General features: G+C 34.3%; 15 protein-coding genes and 2 pseudogenes. 9 read left to right on the top strand and 8 right to left on the bottom strand.

Annotation, left to right across the window (positions count from 1 at the left end):
* Positions 1 to 32 precede the first annotated feature (32 nt).
* The 4 genes and pseudogenes from ACQH2O_RS06580 to ACQH2O_RS06565 form a co-directional block, all read left to right on the top strand.
* Positions 33 to 730 (top strand): annotated as a pseudogene (locus ACQH2O_RS06580) (IS4-like element ISWpi18 family transposase); the annotation flags it as partial.
* Between the two features lie 51 nt (positions 731 to 781).
* A pseudogene (locus ACQH2O_RS06575) lies at positions 782 to 1,288 on the top strand (transposase); the annotation flags it as partial.
* A 440-nt stretch (positions 1,289 to 1,728) separates the two neighbouring features.
* A complete protein-coding gene (locus tag ACQH2O_RS06570) occupies positions 1,729 to 2,256 on the top strand; it encodes a c-type cytochrome (protein ID WP_010082469.1) in 528 nt (175 codons plus the stop codon).
* Between the two features lies 1 nt (position 2,257).
* Positions 2,258 to 3,019 carry an alpha/beta hydrolase gene (locus tag ACQH2O_RS06565; RefSeq protein ID WP_010082470.1) on the top strand — a complete coding sequence of 254 codons (762 nt, stop codon included), beginning with the start codon at positions 2,258 to 2,260 and terminating at the stop codon, positions 3,017 to 3,019.
* A gap of 175 nt (positions 3,020 to 3,194) precedes the next feature.
* Here ACQH2O_RS06565 and trpS read toward each other — a convergent pair whose 3' ends face one another.
* From trpS to ACQH2O_RS06540, 5 genes are all read right to left on the bottom strand, one after another.
* Positions 3,195 to 4,193, bottom strand: coding sequence for a tryptophan--tRNA ligase (gene trpS / locus ACQH2O_RS06560; RefSeq protein ID WP_070356910.1), 999 nt, complete (start codon positions 4,191 to 4,193; stop codon positions 3,195 to 3,197).
* 17 nt (positions 4,194 to 4,210) lie between these two features.
* Positions 4,211 to 4,780 carry a nucleotide exchange factor GrpE gene (locus tag ACQH2O_RS06555; RefSeq protein ID WP_182282656.1) on the bottom strand — a complete coding sequence of 190 codons (570 nt, stop codon included), beginning with the start codon at positions 4,778 to 4,780 and terminating at the stop codon, positions 4,211 to 4,213.
* 61 nt (positions 4,781 to 4,841) lie between these two features.
* The gene (locus ACQH2O_RS06550; RefSeq protein WP_010962840.1) at positions 4,842 to 5,828 is read right to left on the bottom strand and encodes a polyprenyl synthetase family protein; all 987 of its coding nucleotides are present in this window, start codon (positions 5,826 to 5,828) and stop codon (positions 4,842 to 4,844) included.
* A 10-nt stretch (positions 5,829 to 5,838) separates the two neighbouring features.
* On the bottom strand, positions 5,839 to 6,159 hold the full coding sequence (gene rpsP, locus ACQH2O_RS06545) for a 30S ribosomal protein S16 (protein WP_006279266.1): 321 nt from the start codon (positions 6,157 to 6,159) through the stop codon (positions 5,839 to 5,841).
* A 401-nt stretch (positions 6,160 to 6,560) separates the two neighbouring features.
* The gene (locus tag ACQH2O_RS06540; RefSeq protein WP_095742751.1) at positions 6,561 to 8,369 is read right to left on the bottom strand and encodes a peptidylprolyl isomerase; all 1,809 of its coding nucleotides are present in this window, start codon (positions 8,367 to 8,369) and stop codon (positions 6,561 to 6,563) included.
* Between the two features lie 331 nt (positions 8,370 to 8,700).
* On the opposite strand from ACQH2O_RS06540, the gene ACQH2O_RS06535 reads away from it, so the two are divergent.
* Entirely contained in the window at positions 8,701 to 9,303 is a 603-nt protein-coding gene (locus ACQH2O_RS06535; protein ID WP_010082495.1) for a cell cycle transcriptional regulator TrcR, read from the top strand.
* Positions 9,304 to 9,502: 199 nt separating this feature from the next.
* Positions 9,503 to 10,906 carry a transcription termination factor Rho gene (rho, locus tag ACQH2O_RS06530; protein ID WP_007549497.1) on the top strand — a complete coding sequence of 468 codons (1,404 nt, stop codon included), beginning with the start codon at positions 9,503 to 9,505 and terminating at the stop codon, positions 10,904 to 10,906.
* A 166-nt stretch (positions 10,907 to 11,072) separates the two neighbouring features.
* Here rho and ACQH2O_RS06525 read toward each other — a convergent pair whose 3' ends face one another.
* Both ACQH2O_RS06525 and ACQH2O_RS06520 read right to left on the bottom strand, forming a co-directional pair.
* On the bottom strand, positions 11,073 to 11,549 hold the full coding sequence (locus ACQH2O_RS06525; protein WP_010082496.1) for an RDD family protein: 477 nt from the start codon (positions 11,547 to 11,549) through the stop codon (positions 11,073 to 11,075).
* 22 nt (positions 11,550 to 11,571) lie between these two features.
* On the bottom strand, positions 11,572 to 12,108 hold the full coding sequence (locus ACQH2O_RS06520) for an RDD family protein (protein WP_006279799.1): 537 nt from the start codon (positions 12,106 to 12,108) through the stop codon (positions 11,572 to 11,574).
* Positions 12,109 to 12,253: 145 nt separating this feature from the next.
* Between ACQH2O_RS06520 and icd the strand changes: the two genes are divergently transcribed.
* From icd to nth, 3 genes are all read left to right on the top strand, one after another.
* On the top strand, positions 12,254 to 13,672 hold the full coding sequence (gene icd / locus ACQH2O_RS06515) for an isocitrate dehydrogenase (RefSeq protein WP_425385161.1): 1,419 nt from the start codon (positions 12,254 to 12,256) through the stop codon (positions 13,670 to 13,672).
* Positions 13,673 to 13,754: 82 nt separating this feature from the next.
* Entirely contained in the window at positions 13,755 to 15,050 is a 1,296-nt protein-coding gene (locus ACQH2O_RS06510; protein ID WP_208571620.1) for a molecular chaperone DnaJ, read from the top strand.
* A 30-nt stretch (positions 15,051 to 15,080) separates the two neighbouring features.
* The gene (gene nth, locus ACQH2O_RS06505) at positions 15,081 to 15,719 is read left to right on the top strand and encodes an endonuclease III (RefSeq protein WP_010082499.1); all 639 of its coding nucleotides are present in this window, start codon (positions 15,081 to 15,083) and stop codon (positions 15,717 to 15,719) included.
* Positions 15,720 to 15,836: 117 nt separating this feature from the next.
* Here the strand turns inward: nth and dapE are convergent, their stop codons facing one another.
* Positions 15,837 to 17,033, bottom strand: coding sequence for a succinyl-diaminopimelate desuccinylase (gene dapE, locus ACQH2O_RS06500; protein ID WP_010082500.1), 1,197 nt, complete (start codon positions 17,031 to 17,033; stop codon positions 15,837 to 15,839).
* Between the last annotated feature and the right edge of the window lie 7 nt (positions 17,034 to 17,040).

The following is a 17,040-nucleotide window of genomic DNA, read 5'->3' as shown; positions in this document are numbered from 1 at the left end:
GTTTAAAGGTAGTATGAGTAAAAAAGGCAGTAATAAAATTTATTCAAAATGAATTGGCAAGTCTAGAATTTATAGAATCCCATAAATCATCTTCAAAAGATTTTATGAGAAAGAGGAAGTTATCTTTTATTGACATATTTATCTTAATTTTAAGAAAAAGTGTAAAGTCGCTGCAAGTAATACTAAACGAATTTATTTTATATAGGAAAAAAGACTATACCGTTACTGCTAGTGCTTTTAGTCAAGCAAGAAAAAAAATGAAACACAGTGCATTTTCAGAAATTAACGAAGGTGTGGTTTCCTTGTACTACCAAGACCAAAAATTTAAAACTTGTTTTGGCTTTAGAGTGTTAGCTCTTGATGCCTCCAAAATCATTTTACCAACAAGCGTTGAAATAAAAAATGAATTTGGCTCAAGAAAAATACGTAACCAAAAACCAAAAGATTTAGGTGATTATGCAAGTGCAACCTTTGCGGTTTGTTAAGATGTGCTAAATAATGTTGCCATAAGGTCAGTGTTAGATAGAGGTAACACTCATGAAATTAACTTAGCAGATGGAATGCTTAAAGTTGTAAATACTAATGACTTACTGATTTGTATATTTATCTTATAAATTTCTTTCTAGCCTTACAAAAAGAAAAATTGCTTATGTCATTCGATGTCCCAGATCATCTTTTAATGAAGTGAATGCTATGTTTGAAGAAAAAAGCCCATCTAGTGTTGAGGTTACCATATGTGCTCAGCGTAAGATAAAACAAGAAAATAGTGGAATAACGCTTCAAAGTGGTACTGCCATCTGGTGAAATTGAAGTGTTAGCTACATCATTAATGGATGAACAAAAGTTTCAAACTGGAGGATTTAAGGAGTTATATTTTTTACGCTGGGGAGTTGAGACATTTTTTGCAAAACTCAAAGGAAGACTAAGTCTAGAAAATTTTACAGGAAAAAGTGTTGAGTCTGTTAAACAGGATTTTTGGTCAGCTATCTTTATTAGCAACCTAGAAAGTGTTATGACAGAAGATGTAGAAGAAGCGTTGAATATGGACTTAACCGATGATAAGCTTAAGAGGAGCATTAACAAATCTGTCTCATTTAACGCGATCAAAAACTTGGCTTTCGACATTTTTGCTACGGAATCAGATACTGACTGCATTATGGATCAATTATCAAAGCTATTTTTGATGAACACTTTGGCGGTAAGAAAGGGAAGGAAAGTTGATCGTCATAAGGTACCTTATCTTCGTTCGTTCAATTACCAAAAAAGGGTTAGAAAACACATATTTTGACTAGAGGTAGTATTCATATCTTCTGATAATAACTGGGTAGCTTATTGCCATAGCTCCTGTAAAATGACTTCTAAACAAACTATTTCTTAAGTAATTTACACTTCAGAGTTTATCTGCTTTAAAGTTTACTCTATTCTGTTTCAGTATTTGTCATAAATCCTTAATTATTTCTGACTTTTTAGTTCAGTTTTTAACCATTCTTTCCTTAACTTAATGGCAGTGAACCTCGTCATCCCGCTACTTGTTAGCGGGATCTCTTGTTAGCGGCTGAGATACCGCGAATGAATCGCGGTATGACGGTTCGCGGCGGTATGGACGTAGGAAAACCTTTCTTGGGTTAGCTATAGAGACTCTCATCTTTAGCGAGCTTCAAGGTAATTGGTTGCTATTTGCGAAAATATTCGCATAATTTAAGTAACATTACTTAATAAAAATTAACTATGGAGCTTAATAAGATTGCAGCATCGATTTTACTTTCTGGGCTAATCATTATGATAGTTAGTAATGTAGTTGATATGCTTTACAGTCCAGAAGAATATAAGATTGAACACCAAACGATAGTAGCTGCTGGCAGCAATGAGTTCCAGCAAAAAATCGAGCAAGTGGCGCTTGATATTGGAGCGCTCATGCAGAATGCTAGCTTTGAGAAAGGTAAATCAGCAGCAAAAAAATGTATAGCCTGCCATAGTTTTGAGAAAGGTGGAATGAATAAAGTAGGACCAAACTTATGGAACATAGTTGGAAATAAAAAGGCCCATCTTGGTAACTCATTCAATTACTCAAAAGCAGTGCTTGAAAGAGGTGGAAAATGGGGGTATGAGGAGCTATTTGCCTTTTTAAAGAACCCAAAAGCCTATATAAAAGGTACACGTATGGCATTTGCAGGTATTTCCAATCCACAAGAAATTGCAGATCTAGTTAGTTATTTGCATCAATTGAGTGATAGCCCGGTTGCTTTGCCAAAGTAGTATGGATTATTGTAAATTGTTTGATGGAAATAATGGTCACATAGCATATCGAAAGCTACAAGGAAAGAAAGCTTCTGTAGTTTTTTTCGGTGGATTTGCATCCAATATGGATGGAACTAAAGCAACTGCTATTTACAAATTTTGCCAAGAAAATGACGTAGCACTTGTGCTATTTGATTATTTTGGTCACGGTCATTCAAGTGGTAATTTTATTGATTACACGATAAGTGATTGGCAAAAAAATTGTGCTAAAGTAATGAGTGAATTAACTAGCGATAAACAAATAATTATAGGTTCAAGTATGGGAGGATGGCTGATGTTGCTCACTGCCCTTCAATTTCCAGAAAAAATTGCAGCACTAATTGGTATATCGTCTGCTCCCGATTTTACTGAAGATTTGATATTCAAGCAATTGTCAGGCAAGCAAAAAGAAGAACTAGATTCTAAAGGTGTAATAGATTTTACTTCAGAGCATTGTACATACAAAATAACTAAAAATTTGATCGCAGATGGCAGAAAGAACCTTCTTTTAAACAAAAAGACAATAGATATAAACTGTCCTGTGCGCTTGCTGCATAGCATTAATGATAAAGATGTTCCTTATCAAACTTCATTGAATTTAGCTGAAAAAATTAAGTCAACCGATGTTGAAGTACACTTAATAAAATCAGCAGAGCACAATATGTCTGACAATCATTCACTGGAAGTTTTATTTAAGACCATTAGAGAATTTTGTAACCAGACTGCATTCTGTGATTTTTAGCAAAACACGATTTTTCATTTGAGCTTTCTTCAACTTAAAATAAATACAGAAAATTGCTGCCTATAGCTAAACTGACTTAGATTTACCGACAATTTGAAAAACCGTCATACCGCTACGTGTTAGCGGCTGAGATACCGCGGCGGTATGACGGTTCGCACCATCACACTTTGGAACCTTACAGATATTGAGCAAATCCAATAATATCCTTGATTTCTTTTATATTATGGGTTGCAATTTCTGCTGCTTTCTTTGTGCCTTTTTTTAATATTTCATGTAAATGGAATTGGTCTTTTAAAAGATCATTCATTTTCTCACGTATGGGTGATATAACACTGATAATTAAATCAGCTAACTCTTTTTTGAAGTGCTTCATGTCATGTTTGTTCACTTCTTCACATACTTTTTTCACATTTACATTACTAAGCACTGAATAAATGTTTATCAAATTGCTTATTTCTGGTCGGCACTCTAAAGTAGCAAAGCCTAGAATTGAATCTGTTTTTGCTTTTTCTATTTTTTTGACAATTAAGTCATCCGTATCATCAAGGTTAATGCACGAATGTTCTGAAGGATCAGATTTACTCATCTTGCTTGTACCATCTCTTAAGCTCATTATCCTTGATGTGCAATCCAAAGTTAAGATTTCAGGTACGATGAAATGATCCAGCTTATAATGATTGTTAAAAGCTGATGCAATATCACGTGCAAGCTCCAAATGCTGTTTTTGATCATCACCAACAGGAACGTATTTAGTTTGATACAACAATATATCTGCAGCCATAAGTACTGGATAACTATATAATCCAAGAGAGGCTTTTTGTTTATCGCTGCCAGCTTTATCTTTAAATTGAGTCATGCGATTAAGCCAACCAATTGGTGTATAGCACCCAAGCAGCCAGCCCAGTTCTGCATGACCACTAACTGTGGACTGATTAAAAATAATGGACTTTTCTGGATCTATTCCACATGCAATATAAGCTGCTGCTGTTTTGAAAATATTACTTTTTAATTCACTTGCGGGAAGCTTATTTGCTGTGATTGCATGTAGGTCGACAATACAAAAAAGAGATTTGTATTTATCCTGTAAGTCTATCCACTGTTTGATTGCACCAAGATAATTACCTAAATGTAGTACGCCACTTGGCTGGATACCTGAAAAGACAATACTTGTCATTATACATTTACCTCATGCTAATCGTTTCCACAATCAGCAGATTTCTTAGAAAGAATAACCATTGCAGGGCGGAGCAACCTATTTTTGATAGTATAACCAGTTTGTAGTACCTCTACAATGGTGCCAGGCTCTTTTTCATTGTCTTCTCTTTCCACAACAGCTTGGTGTAAATTACTATCAAAAAGCTCACCAAGTGGGTCTACTTCCTCTATTCCATGTTTTTTTAGATCATTTATAATTTTTTGATAAGCTACTTTAATCCCCTCATGAACAGGATCACCGTCTTTCAAAATTTCCATTACTCTTTTTAAATTGTCGCACGAGTCGATCATATCACGTGCAAGTTTTGTGACTGCGTAGTCACTTGCATCGCTAATTTGCTTTTGCATTATACGTTTGACGTTTTCATTATCTGCAACAGCACGGCGTAAATGATCTTCAAGCTGAACTGCACGTTCTTTTAATGTATTGAGATCTTCATTTAAATCATCAGTTTGCTTATGGTTATCACTTTGTTGGTCGTCACCTTTCTGCCTACTTACCATATCAGCAAACTTCTTCTTTTTCTCCTTACTGCTATCTGACATATCATTACCCTTAAGAATCTAATAAATATATAACAATTAATCTGAAAATATCAAGCGCCAGCTACATTCGTCTTTCTATGCTCGCATTTAAAAAGTTAATTAAAGTAGTTTTATAAAAAGAATCAGAAAAAGTACTAATATCATTTTGTGCCATATTAATGTAGTGTCTAGCTTTTTCCATAGAAAGCTGAATGGCATTATGGTGATTAATATAGTGTAATGCTTGGTCAAAATTGTGTCTAGCTGAAGAAAAGCATTTTTCCCAGAATTTTTGCTCTGCTGGACTGCCCTTTTCGTATGCTATAATAGCAGGTAAGGTGACTTTACCTTCGAAAAAGTCTTTTCCGACTTGCTTTCCAGAAGTGCCTTGATTAGCAGTATAATCGAGCATATCATCAACTATTTGAAATGCCATACCAAAATTAAAACCAAAATTCTTTAGCCTCTCTGTTTCGTCATTTGTTGCACCAGATACTGTTGATGCAGCTTCACAGCATGCAGAAAATAAAGATGCTGTCTTTTCTCCAATGATATCAAAATAATTTTCCCTGACTGTGTGGGGGTCAAAGCGTGCTGTCATCTGCTTTATTTCACCCTTCACAAGTAAATGCGATGCTTTAGATAAAATAGAGAGAATATTTAAATTTCCACACTCTATAAGCCATCTAAATGCTAGAGTCAACAATAGATCACCAACTAAAATGCTTGATTTATTTCCCCAAATCTTATTCGCTGTTTTAACTCCATGGCGTGCCTCACTTTCATCGAGCACATCATCATGAAGTAAAGTAGCATTGTGTATAAACTCTACCGATGCAGCAACGTTGATCCTATTCTCCCCAGAATAGTTTAGCATTTTACATATAATAAAAACTAGTTTAGGCCTTATTTTTTTTCCACCTGACCTAACAAGATGAGATATAATATCAGTAGCAAGCTTAGCATCTTCATCATTGACATTTTTGAAGACAAAGTCATTCATAGCTGACAAATCAGAAGATACAATATCGTCTAATTTATCGCTGTTTGTTAAATCAGTATTTAGCATTTTAAGAGACTTATGCCTCTTGCCCTTGTGCTTTCTCGTTCTCTACTTTCTTCTTTTCTGTTTTCTTTGGTTCTGTTTCTAAAGTTACTATGCCTTTTTTGATAAACCACAGTACTCTTTCAGTTGCCTGCGCGCCTACACTTAGCCAATGTTTTAATCTATCAGCTTTCACCACAACACGATTTTTATTGTCTTTTGGTAACATTGGATCATATTGTCCTATTTTCTCAATAAAACGCCCATCTCTTGGTGCTCGTGAATCAGCTACAACTATCCTATAAAAAGGGCGTTTCTTTGCGCCAAACCTCGCCAACCTTATTTTAACTGCCATGTTAACCTTTATTCATATATTAGCCACAATTTTATACAATGAGCCGTTTTAAGTCAAATGAATTATACAGCTTTTGCACCTTATAATATAATTACCAATAATGTAGGGCAGTGCCGGGCGCACAGCTATACGAACATTCATTTTTGAAGGTAAATTGCACAGCAAATGGTGTCATTCCAGTGCTTGACACTGGAATCCAGCCTTTTTTTAATCATTAAAACGTTGTATTTTAACATAAAACGGCTACTTTTATGCTTACCAACTTAATAAAATTCCTGGATCCCAGTGTCTGGGCACTGGGATGACATCCTTTCTAGTGAAGATTGCTCTCAAATCGCAATGTTCGTACAGTTGTGTGTCTGGGCACTGGATGCGTTTGAAGCAGCTTATAAGATTTTTGATTATATATCATCAAGTATAGCGTGATTAACTTCGACTTTATACTTTGATTCCAGATAGCTAATTAATTGCTCTTTTAGCGATATCATCACACGTTTTCCGGTGTCAAGCGTGTTTAATTTGCCATTTGATGAATGCATTTCTTTTAGAACACCTATTATAATTTCATTATTGTATTGAATAGGATCTGTCACTGAACCAGTTGTTTTCATATTGAAAATCTCTTCTACAAAAGAAAAGGGGTAGTTTTGTTGATCCACTTTATTGCGGTGCATCTGCTGACCTTTAACTAATTCCACACCTTGAATTTCTTCCAAATCTGTTTTTTCTCTTAGTTGAACTGCAACCTCTTGCCCGAATTTAAACATTCTTTCTTTTATAAACTCACTACGCCAAAGCTCTACCGCTAATGCCTTGCCTTCTTCAAAACTTTGCAATTTGGGTGGAAAGATATCGACGATTTTTACACTAACAACGGCGTCCCCAACGCCCTTAAAATAACCTTTCTGATCCTTTTCTCGCGAAAAAATGAAAGAAATCAAATCACCAGAATCTCCTACGTTATTACCGCTTTGATCTTTTCCACTCGCATCTACTGGACCAATAGTTTGTATAGGTAAATTATATTCACTCAATATTTCTTCAATTTCTGAACCATTGTATATCTTATAGTTCACTTGGTTTATGAAATCATTGACTCTTTCAAAAGACTTTTGGTTAGTTAGAACTGACTTTATGTCTTTTTTTAAATCAACTAAGTCTTCATCAGAGATTTGATGCGCACTTTCCACTTTTACTATGTGCCAACCAAAACTGCTTGCTAAAACTTCACTTACTTCACCTACTTTAAGAGCAAATACCTTCTCTCTCACGTCTTCTGGTAAAAAATCCTTAGTTATATTATTTACTCTAGTTTCCTCAAGTTTTGCTTTGCCAAACTCTTCTACTATCTGTTCAAAGCTTGTTTTACCCTCCTCAAATGCTCTTCTTGCTGTCTCAGCTTCTTCTTTGGTAGAAAATATTGCATTGAATATATCTCTTTGATTTTTAAGTTCTTGTTGTTCTATTATACCATCAACTTCTTCATCTGAGATCTTGATTTGATCTTCAAAATACTTTTGGCCTAGGGAAATATATTGCGCAGTTCGATACTCAGGATAATAAAAATGGGATTTATTTCTTTCGTACAAATCAAGTAAGGCTTGATCATCTGGTTCAGGAATGTTTGTAACTGCATCTTCAGTTATTTTAACAATATCAACTACTCTAGTTTGGTAGCGACTTTTGTATATCTGCTCATCAATTTTCTCGCCAAAAGTTACTGGATAATTATCTTTAAATAATGAAGTCATGAACATCATTGCAGGCAGGACTTTCTCTAGCTTTGCTATATACTCTTTCTCTGTCATATGCAGGTCATTTAGCGTTTCATAGAATTTATTTTTGTCAAATTCACCTTTATCATTTTGAAAGTATTTGGTGTTTTTAATATGGTTTTTTATAGATTCTTCTCCAACTGTCAACCCCAGCTCACTAGTTAGGTTAAACAATAGTTTTTGCTCTATAAGTGCGTTAAGCAAATCATATTTCAGCTTTTTTACTTGTTCTCTACTCGCATCAGATCCAGAAATTTGTTTTCCATAATTTTGATATAGCGACTTATACTCATCTGACGTTATAACTTCTTTTCCAACCCTAGCTACCTCTTCTTTTTCATCATCACCTGATAAAAGGTTGCCAATTCCCATGAAGATTAACAAGCAAGCTAAAAGGACAACGGTTACTTTAGTGAAAAAATTTTTAACATTCATTTTAAACCCAGTTAATTAATGATTAATTATAGAATAGTGATAATTTAATGCTTGTAAACCTGTTGCTTTATTAGCTAATATATATAATATTACAATATATTAACTTAAAATTTAACTCTCTAATCTTAAATAGGAACATATGTTTAACTGAGTTATACTATACCTTAGGAAGGGGAAATATTTTGTTTGAAATATGCTTAAAGGTAAGCGCATTTAATTAACTTAAGAGGTGGGAAGTGACAAACAAAAAGTTATTGAATGACAAAATTAATGCTTTTTTAGTTTTAATAGTTTATATTTTAGCTCTGTATAACAGTAAGGGATACTTTAAATGGGAGATGCTTTTTTGATGTCAATGGAATCTTCTAAGGGCAATAACGATAGAAATAAACAGTTTCTAGTGCAAATAGCTGCTTGGTTAGTAGACAACACTGGTTTAACTTTTAATCAAATAGCACAATGTTGCAGATTGGCCCTTGAAGAAGTACAAGACATAGCTGATGAGGAAATAGAAGTAGAAAAATATAACCCTATTATTTCTGGAATAATTACTGAAAAAGAAATCGATGATTGCAAAAAAAATCCAAATCGTGTACCAAATTTGATTATAAAAAATATAAAAAAAAGGAGTAAAGCGATTGGTAGCATTCTTGGCTTTGCCTCTACGGCAAGACGTAGAGATAAACCTGATGCGATTTATTATTTAGTAAAAAAATTTCCTATCTTGGACAATAACGTTATAGCTAAATTAATTAGTACAACAAATTACACAGTTGAGCAGGTAAGAGATGGATCTCATCATAACATGCAAAATATAAAACCCCAAGATCCTGTACTACTCGGCTTATGTAGTCAAGAAAATTTAGAAGCAGAAGTGGAAAAAGCAAAAGTAGAAGAGGAGAAGCAAGAAAGGTTAAAAAAATATAAAGAATAGCTATTGAAAATCCTCAAATTTTTGTGTTTTGTTAACATTAAATTAACTTGACTTGCTAGTGTTTATTAGTATAATGTAAGTAAAGTACGGGGTTTAATGATAATTAAGCTTAATACGCACTGAAACTAACTCAGCCTAATTTATTATCTTATAGTCACATTTTAGGTTAGTAAGCATCAATTAAAATTTTTGGAGGATTATGACAACAATCAATGAAGATGTTTTGGCAAAAGGAAAGGTTACAGCTCAACCTGAAAAAAGTGAGCAAATTTACAATAACGATACAGTAAAACAGATGGTCAATGAAGGTACTGAGAAAAACAGAAAAACATTAGATCTGAGCGAATTAAAAGAGAAAACAGCAGAAGAATTGTTAGAGTTAGCTGAAGAAAGAAAAATTTCAACTAACGGTAAAAGCAATGGTAGAATGCTAAAGCAGGAAATAATATTCAGCTTAATGAAAAAAATGAGTGAAGAAGGAGGCATAACCACAGGGAGTGGAATAGTGGAAATATTGCCTGATGGTTTTGGTTTCTTACGTTCAGCAAGTGCAAATTATGCCCCAAGTACCGATGATGTTTATATTTCTAACGGGCAAATAAAGAAGTTTAATTTACGTACAGGAGATATGGCATATGGAGAAATAAGGCCACCTGGTGATAAAGAGAGATATTTTACTTTAACTAAGGTTCAAAGTATAAACTCTACTGAAGTAAGTGAATTAAGAAAGTACGTCCATTTTGATAATTTGCTTCCTCTTTATCCTGAGGAAAGCATAGTACTTGAGTGTAATAATGGTGATGATAAAAAAGGCTTAAGCATGCGTGCTATAGATATAGTAGCTCCTCTTGGAAAAGGGCAAAGAGCGTTAGTAGTTGCTCCACCTCGCACAGGAAAAACTGTATTGCTTCAGCAAATGGCTAACTCTATAGCTATAAATCACCCTGAAGTAGAATTAATAGTGTTACTTATAGATGAAAGACCTGAAGAAGTAACAGATATGATACGTTCTGTAAAAGGTGAGGTAGTAAGTTCTACATTCGATGAGCCTGCTTACCGTCACGTACAGCTTGCTGAAATAGTAATAGAAAAAGCTAAAAGAATGGTTGAGCATAAAAAAGATGTGGTAATTCTACTTGACAATATTACTAGACTTGCACGTGCTTATAATGCGGTTATTCCTTCGTCTGGGAAAGTTCTAACTGGTGGTGTAGATTCAAACGCACTGCAGAGACCAAAACGCTTTTTTGGAGCAGCTCGTAATATTGAGAATGGGGGTTCTTTAACTATAATCGCCACAGCTCTTATAGAGACTGGTTCAAAAATGGATGAAGTTATTTTTGAAGAGTTTAAAGGTACAGGAAATGCTGAGATCATACTTGATAGAAAACTTTCTGATAAACGTATATTTCCAGCTATTGATATTACAAAATCCGGAACAAGGAAGGAAGAGCTATTAGTTGATAAGGCTATACTAAATAAAATATGGGTGGTGCGTAGGATACTCAATCCTATGGGACCCGTTGAAGCAATGGAATTTTTACGTGACAAACTACTTTTAACAAAGAGCAATGCTGACTTTTTTAACTCCATGAATCACTAAAAGTAAGCCAGTTATGATGGATATGCTGAGCAAAAAGTAAAACGCTCTTATAGCTAAAATAATTTGGATTTACCAAAATATATTTATAGTTAAGTTGGCAATTTACCTTAAGTTAGCGCGTGACACTGGAATGACACCCTTGGTGGCAGACAGCTAAAGGAAAATATCAACTAGGTTTATAATCTATCACTACCGTGTTTGCAATTTTGTCGTGAAAAGCTTGTTTATGTTCATCACCTACTGCACATACTAAAACTAAGATTAGTATAGCTAAGAATAAAATGGGATTACAAAGTGATATGCAATAAATTATAAAAAGAGCTATAGTCCTTTTCATTGCTTGCATTGTAGTGATTGACTCAAATGTATCTTTGTCTTTTACACGCATGCTAAATAACAAGTGTCCTGGAGTGCCGCCAAATTTTACTAGCATGAATATATGAAATATACATGGTATCATTAAAAATAAAGAAAATACAATCGTGGTGATTACAATTATTGCACCCATGATCCCTTGTATTGCGTGTGTAAGTGAGAAATCCACCGCCATTAAACCAAATGGTATTGCGATAAATAAAATACAATCAACTATAAATGCTAGAGTACGTCTTGTCATCGTTGAGTAGTTTACTTTTTTATCCATGTACTACCTATAAAGAAAAATATCAACTAGATTTATAGTCTATCACTACTGTTTTTGCAATTTTATCGTAAAAAGTCTGTTTGCGTTGATCAAATACTGCAAACAAAAATAAAATTAGCACAATTAAAAGATATAGAAAAGTATAACCATGATAATGCAGATGAAGCAAAAAGCGAAAAATAATCCAGATGCTTCCCTTAGAAATACATCTTATTGTTGCTTGCATAAGGGTAACATTTGTAAATGTATTAGCATCTTTAATATGCATACCACACAATAGTTTTCCTGGGGTACCACCAAGTTTTGTTACCATTAATATTTTGGATATTGTTAGTACTAATGTTGCGACCACTGTAGAAACTATAAATGGTATTTCTGTTGCTAGTTGTGCAAGTTCCTGAAAAGAGTCTTTATCTTGATCTTGTAATGATACGATGAATACACCATAGATAAAACCGAAGATAAAATGAGGGGAAAATATGATGAGGTCAAGTATTTCTGCTACAATACGCCTTGTAAATCCTACATAATTTACTTTAACATTTATTTCAGTATTCATAACCCCACCTATATTTCATAATATCATCATATGATATAAAAATACGTTATTAAATAACCGTAAATATACTAACTTGGGTAATATTAGCTACTTGTGCCACTCTATTATTTAAATTAATATTAAATCATTTATAACTAGGGAAGTTATGTCAACACTAATCACAGTTGCATATGGCGACGGTATCGGACCAGAAATCATGGAAGCGGTGCTGTCGATATTGTGCGAAGCAGAAGCGGAAATCTCAATAGATATTATTGAAATAGGGGAGCGTGTTTACAGTAAAGAATGGTCTCACGGAATTTCTCCAAGTGGTTGGGAATCAATTGAAAGGACAAAAATATTATTAAAATCTCCGACAACAACTCCTCAAGGTAAAGGGCACAAAAGCTTAAACGTTGCACTCAGAAAAAATCTAGGGTTGTATGCAAATATCAGACCATGCATTTCATATCATCCTGTTATAGAAAATAAATTCGATAAGTTTGATATCGTAGTGATACGTGAAAATGAAGAGGACGTTTACACCGGAATAGAGCATAGGCTCACTGGTGACTCTTACCAATGCACTAAAATTATTACTAGATCTGGCTCAGAGAAGATATGCAGGTACGCTTTTGAATATGCAAAAAAACACAACAGAAAAAAAGTAACTTGCCTGACTAAAGATAACATCATGAAAATGACTGACGGAACTTTCCATGCCGCGTTTGATCGCATTGCAAAGGAATACCCAGATATAAAGGCAGAACATTATATAGTTGATATTGGAATGGCGCGTGTTGCAACAGAACCGGAGAATTTTGATGTTATAGTAACCGAGAACTTATATGGCGACATATTATCAGATATAGTCGCACAAACCTCTGGATCTGTGGGGCTTGCCGGAAGTAGCAACATCGGGAATGAATACGCAATGTTTGAAGCAGTGCACGGTTCTGCCCCTGATATTGCAGGAAAAAACATAGCCAATCCTTCTGGTCTTTTAAATGCTGCAGTGCATATGCTAATTTACATAGGTCAAGTGGGTACTGCAAAACTAATCTACGATGCATGGCTCAAGACTTTGGAGGATGGAATACACACTGCCGATTTATATAAGGAGAAAAGAAGTAAACAGAAAGTTGGTACAAAAGAATTTGCAGAAGCTGTTATAGACAATCTAGGAAAAAAACCGAAAACATTATCTGAGCTTATAATTGGCAGTGATCCAAATAGTAAAGTGGATAAAATACAGGATAATTATGAACAGGATTATAAGATTAAAAAACTAGTGGGTAGCGATATAACGCTTGCCTGGAGTAAGCCGGCTGACTTTGACCAAATAGTGAAGTTGTTTGAAACAAGTAATCCGCAGATTATAGCAATATATTCAAAAGGCCTTGCGATTTGGCCAGGAAGTTCAAAGTCTTCAAGTGACCAAATAACCTGCAGGTTCATTGCAAATAATGAAATTACAAATAGTGATGTGAATAACTTGCTAATCAAATTTGAGGAACATAATTTTGATGTGGTGAGAATGGATAAGTTGTATTTGTATGATGGGAAAGAGGGTTTCTTCTCTTAGTGGTTGCTTGATATTTTTATGCTTGTGTGAAACATTAAATATATTATACTAATAGTATCGTGTATTTATGTGAGGTGTAGTAATGAGTCAACATTTTAAGTTAACTGGTCAGGAGTTTTATGATAATAATGATCTGTTTAACGTACTAGAGATAAAAGCTGAACAAATTGTAGGTAAGGATTATCAAGCTCTTAGCAAGTTTCTGAAAAAACAATATAATAAATTGATACTTGTAAACCATCCTGACAAAGGTGGAGACAAAAATAGATTTGATCAGATTTATAAAGCTTATCAAGAGCTAAAAAAGTACATTGAACCTTTAGAGTCAGGAAATCCTTGTGTTAAAGTCAGTGTTGGTGCTGAAAGTGATGGGCGTTTAACGGCAAGAGAGTTTCACTATAGGAGAAGTTTGTTTAATAAGCTAAAAATAAGTTTAGAGGAAGATGCTGTAGGTAAAGATTTTGATGGATTGATTTCTATACTAAAAAGAAATGACTATTCGTTTAAAAAAGATCTAGAAAAATGCATGAAACTCCAAGCTCAAATAAATAGGATTTTGCAAAATCCAAATTTAGATAATTTTAAGAAGAGTGTAGAAAGTACAAAATTAATGAAAGAGCTATATCAATATATAACAAAGCCAAGCATACAATTATTCAATTATATTACTCCTCTAGAAGAAAAGAGAAGCCTAGTTAAAGAAGATAAGAAAGCATTAGCGTTGAAATTTATAGAGCGTAAAAATGCTCTACTGCTTGTCCCAAAAATAAGTCTTCTGCCTTTAGCTCTATTAACTACAGTTACTATAGGTTGCTATTTTTCATGGTGGATCATAGGATTTAATATCATTGCTGGTAATGCCTCTCATTTATTAGTAAATTATTATATGAAAAAGTATAAAAATTCAGAAATTTCCACTGATGAATTCATGAGTAAAATAAACTATATCACGCTAGGCAATAAGCTTCTTATCAACTATCCTTTAGCTGCTTTTTCTGTTTATCTACTTACAACAAATTTCATTGCTAATAGATTAACTGTTGGTGGAACCATACTTGGTTCACTATTGTTATTGGCAGTATTAATTGAAATGTTAGCTCCTGTTTTCTCAAAAGGCTGTGAAATATATGCTGAAAAGCACACAAAAGATTTACTAGAAGAGGATCCAAGAGATAGGGTACAAAAGGAAACTGACCTGTTAGGATGGTATGATCCACGAAAACTGTTAATGCCAATTGTTATGCCTCTTATTAAAAAGTGTTTTGCGGAAGTGGTAAGCGAATTTGCTGAGAGAAATTTTGATGAAGTGAACACTAATGTGTCTGATGTTAATACTGAAGGACTATCTAAGCCTCAAGGAATTGAATTTGCACAGTAACCAGTGTAGTATAGGCTTTTAGCTCTATGCATGGACTCAAAAAAAGTAGAATTGATATTTGAAAAGTTTCAAGAATCAAATTCTGCACCAAAAATAGAGCTAAATTATATCAATCATTATACGCTTCTGGTCGCAATAGTTTTATCAGCACGGACGACCGATGTAAGCGTTAACAAAATTACAAGAGAACTTTTTAATATCGCTGATACGCCAGAAAAAATGCTGAATCTTGGGCAAAACGAGCTAAAAAAACGTGTAAATAGTATCGGTTTATATAATTCCAAAGCAAAAAATATAATCGGGCTCAGCAAAATATTGATTGAGAGGTACAATAGCAAAGTGCCTACTGATTTCGATGATTTGGTGTCTTTGCCGGGAGTGGGAAGAAAGAGCGCTAATGTGTTCTTAAATTCGGGGCTTGGCATTCCAACATTGGCAGTTGATACTCACGTTTTTAGAGTGAGCAATAGAATTGGGCTTGTGAAAGAAAAAGATGTGTTTAAAACAGAGCAATCTCTTTTAAATGTGGTTCCCAAAAAATACCTGCTTTATGCTCATCATTGGCTAGTTTTGCATGGTAGATATGTTTGCAAAGCACAGAAACCTTCGTGTGAAACGTGCATAATTCATGATTTATGTGAATTTGAGTGCAAAAGGTATAAAGTCTAGTATTTCTTCTTTTGTCATCCAAGTAGCTATAGAAACGAAAAAACTTACTTGACACATTTTGCTGGAATGACACCAGTTGTTATTCAGACAACAGTTATGCAAGAGATCTGATTACATCTAAGCTAACAATGGACCACTAGATATATTACTAACTACGTTGACCTGATTCAATATTTTATTAGTGGGATTGAAATAATTTTCTATAAATTCCTTATATATAGCTGTTAACTTGTGTATATCGTTTACTGATACGCATTCGTTTATCTGATGTGCAGTTTTGTTGATTATACCAAATTCAATCACTGGACAAACATCTTTGATAAACGCAGCGTCAGATGTGCCACCACTTGTGCTAAGTATAGCATCAATGTTGGTAACCTTACTTATTGCATCAAGCATAATATCAGTATTTCTATCGGGAGTAGAGAGGAAAACGTCCCTGCTGCTATGCATAGAAAGTTTATAATCGTTAGTTACACTGGAGCATATTTCATCAATCAGCTTATATAAGCCACCCGGTGTTTGTTCATTGTTATATCGAATGTTAAAACGTGTAGTTGCTGAGCCAGGTATTAGATTGCTAGTATTATTTCCAACATCGATAGTAGTAACTTCGCAATGTGAAGGCTGAAAATATTTATTACCATGATCAAAAGTAGTATTTTTTACCTTACTCAATATCGATATTACCTTATATATTGGATTGTCTGCTAGGTCTGGGTAGGCAACGTGCCCTTGTTTTCCATGGCAAATTAATTCAAATGTTACAGAACCTCTTCTGCCTATTTTTATGGTATCACCTAATTTCTCACTACTGGTTGGTTCGCCAACCACACAAAAATCTATCTTTTTCTGCTTATTTTTCATCCATTCCAAAACTGCCTTTGTTCCATATTCTTCCATGCTTTCTTCAGCACTGGTAATCAATGCACTTATTGAACCATTAAATTGAAACTTCTCTGCAATCAAATTTACCATAGCAGCAATAAATGCAGCTACTCCGCTTTTCATATCAGCGGCCCCTCTTCCATATAGCATTCCATCCCTCACTTCTGGTTTAAATGGACCAAATGCCCAATCTTTTAACTGACCCGGTGGTACAACATCAACGTGCCCAGCAAAGCACAAATTTGGTACTCCATTTATATATTTCGCATAAAGATTTTTAACTTTATCACCAAATTCTAAAATCTCACAATCAAAGCCGCTCTTCTTGAAGATTGTTGCTATATACTCTATTGCCCCGCTGTCTTCTGGTGTTATACTCTCAAAAGAGATCAATTTCCTAGTTAGCTCTACAGGGTCAATTTTCATGTCAATC

Source organism: Wolbachia endosymbiont (group B) of Schoenobius gigantella (assembly GCF_964031005.1).
In the GTDB taxonomy this organism is placed as follows: Bacteria; Pseudomonadota; Alphaproteobacteria; order Rickettsiales; family Anaplasmataceae; genus Wolbachia; species Wolbachia pipientis.
Note: the sequence above shows the minus strand (reverse complement) of the source record. Positions and strands in the feature narration are given on the sequence as shown.

Bases quoted from the DNA above. Each gene is read 5' to 3' on its own strand.
- ACQH2O_RS06570 (WP_010082469.1), top strand. From the start codon at position 1,729: ATGGAGCTTAATAAGATTGCAGCATCGATTTTACTTTCTGGGCTAATC.
- ACQH2O_RS06565 (WP_010082470.1), top strand. From the start codon at position 2,258: ATGGATTATTGTAAATTGTTTGATGGAAATAATGGTCACATAGCATAT.
- trpS (WP_070356910.1), bottom strand. From the start codon at position 4,193: ATGACAAGTATTGTCTTTTCAGGTATCCAGCCAAGTGGCGTACTACAT.
- ACQH2O_RS06555 (WP_182282656.1), bottom strand. From the start codon at position 4,780: ATGTCAGATAGCAGTAAGGAGAAAAAGAAGAAGTTTGCTGATATGGTA.
- ACQH2O_RS06550 (WP_010962840.1), bottom strand. From the start codon at position 5,828: ATGCTAAATACTGATTTAACAAACAGCGATAAATTAGACGATATTGTA.
- rpsP (WP_006279266.1), bottom strand. From the start codon at position 6,159: ATGGCAGTTAAAATAAGGTTGGCGAGGTTTGGCGCAAAGAAACGCCCT.
- ACQH2O_RS06540 (WP_095742751.1), bottom strand. From the start codon at position 8,369: ATGAATGTTAAAAATTTTTTCACTAAAGTAACCGTTGTCCTTTTAGCT.
- ACQH2O_RS06535 (WP_010082495.1), top strand. From the start codon at position 8,701: ATGGGAGATGCTTTTTTGATGTCAATGGAATCTTCTAAGGGCAATAAC.
- rho (WP_007549497.1), top strand. From the start codon at position 9,503: ATGACAACAATCAATGAAGATGTTTTGGCAAAAGGAAAGGTTACAGCT.
- ACQH2O_RS06525 (WP_010082496.1), bottom strand. From the start codon at position 11,549: ATGGATAAAAAAGTAAACTACTCAACGATGACAAGACGTACTCTAGCA.
- ACQH2O_RS06520 (WP_006279799.1), bottom strand. From the start codon at position 12,108: ATGAATACTGAAATAAATGTTAAAGTAAATTATGTAGGATTTACAAGG.
- icd (WP_425385161.1), top strand. From the start codon at position 12,254: ATGTCAACACTAATCACAGTTGCATATGGCGACGGTATCGGACCAGAA.
- ACQH2O_RS06510 (WP_208571620.1), top strand. From the start codon at position 13,755: ATGAGTCAACATTTTAAGTTAACTGGTCAGGAGTTTTATGATAATAAT.
- nth (WP_010082499.1), top strand. From the start codon at position 15,081: ATGGACTCAAAAAAAGTAGAATTGATATTTGAAAAGTTTCAAGAATCA.
- dapE (WP_010082500.1), bottom strand. From the start codon at position 17,033: ATGAAAATTGACCCTGTAGAGCTAACTAGGAAATTGATCTCTTTTGAG.